The following is a 1,310-nucleotide window of genomic DNA, read 5'->3' on the forward strand; positions in this document are numbered from 1 at the left end:
ATAACCCGCCCGGGGCGCCGGCGTGCGAGGGGCACACGCCGGCGGCCCGGGGTCACCGTCTCAGTCCCGCGCCTGGGAAAGACGGCGGTTGCGGCGGTGGACGGCGATCAGCGCGACGGTCCCGAGCAGGACCAGGAGCACGCCGAGGGCCAGCCACCAGCCGATGTCGGCGCCGGTGGCGGCGAGGGTGCCGACCCCGCCCCCGGCCACGCCGACGCCCGCGCCCGGCATCTTGTACATCCGGACCTCGCTCAGGCCTGCGCGGAACGGCGGCGGAAGATGCGGGTGCCGACCGGCACCGCGACGGCGCCGAGCAGGCCGAGCCCGATCCACAGCCCCGCGCCCGACGCCAGCGGCATCGGCGGCGCGGCCGGGCCGCAGGTCGCCGACGACACGATCACGTCACCCGAGCCGAGCGCCTTGAGCCCTTCGCCGAGCAGCCGCACGTGGACGGCGTTCACCGTGAGGCTGCCGTCCTTGTTCGCGACCTGCTCGTTCAGGGTGATCGTCGCGACGTTGAGCGCGCCGAGGCCGACCTTGATCTGCGTGTTCGGGGCCGGGCTGGCGTCGACCGCGCCGACGCTGCCGAGGTTCGCGCCGACGAGTTTCGTGCTGCCTTCGACGCCCTTCTGCGTCGCGGTGCACACGGCCTCGACGAGCTTGATGCCGACGTCGCCGAGAGCCGCCTTGAGCAGCGGCAGCGCGACGTCGGCGGTGCTCGCCTTCGCCGTCACCGCACCGGAATTCTCGTCGCGCTCGGCCGCGGTGTTGATCGCGCCGGCGGTGAGGACGCCGGTGAGGTCGACCTTCGCCAGGCTGCCGCTCGTCGGGCCCGCGGTGTTCGCGGCCGCGAACGGACCGGCCTTCACCGCGTTCTGGCCGAGCAGCTTGACGTCGACCTTGACGCCGTACGCGGATCCGTCGCCGGGGGCTGCCGAAGCGGGGGCCGCGCCGGCGAGCACGACGCTCGCCACGACCGCGGCGAGCAGCCCGCCACGGCGCACGAGGGAGCTCTTCATCAAGTGGTCCTCCGAATTCGCTGGATTTGTCGGGGGTGCGTGACGGCGGCGCGGATCGACCCGGCTTGCCAGAACTCGACACGCGGATCGACTATCGCGAAGACCGGGCCGAATAGCACACAAAATTTTCCGAATCACCGGATCGGGTAAGGCTCGGCGCCGTTTCCGCTGGTCGTTTTCGTATCACTCGAACGGCGTAACAAGTTTGGCCGGGGTTCAACCGATTGGGGCGGGGGGTGTGACCCCCCCCGGGGGGAGACCCCGCGCCCCAATGAAAAAGCGCCCCGGGGC

2 protein-coding genes are annotated in these 1,310 nt (G+C 72.1%); both read right to left on the bottom strand.

Features of this window, described 5'->3' with window-relative positions; all coding sequences use genetic code 11:
• Nucleotides 1-60: 60 nt before the first annotated feature.
• A complete protein-coding gene (locus ACFVYA_RS49970) occupies nt 61-240 on the bottom strand; it encodes an LPXTG cell wall anchor domain-containing protein (RefSeq protein ID WP_387055713.1) in 180 nt (59 codons plus the stop codon).
• An 11-nt stretch (nt 241-251) separates the two neighbouring features.
• Nucleotides 252-1,019 carry a choice-of-anchor P family protein gene (locus ACFVYA_RS49975; protein ID WP_387055715.1) on the bottom strand — a complete coding sequence of 256 codons (768 nt, stop codon included), beginning with the start codon at nt 1,017-1,019 and terminating at the stop codon, nt 252-254.
• Between the last annotated feature and the right edge of the window lie 291 nt (nt 1,020-1,310).

The sequence above is a fragment of the Amycolatopsis sp. NPDC058278 genome, assembly GCF_042881395.1.
In the GTDB taxonomy this organism is placed as follows: Bacteria; Actinomycetota; Actinomycetes; order Mycobacteriales; family Pseudonocardiaceae; genus Amycolatopsis.

Excerpts from the sequence above, each read along its gene's own strand:
- ACFVYA_RS49970 (WP_387055713.1), bottom strand. The coding sequence starts at position 240 with ATGTACAAGATGCCGGGCGCGGGCGTCGGCGTGGCCGGGGGCGGGGTC.
- ACFVYA_RS49975 (WP_387055715.1), bottom strand. The coding sequence starts at position 1,019 with ATGAAGAGCTCCCTCGTGCGCCGTGGCGGGCTGCTCGCCGCGGTCGTG.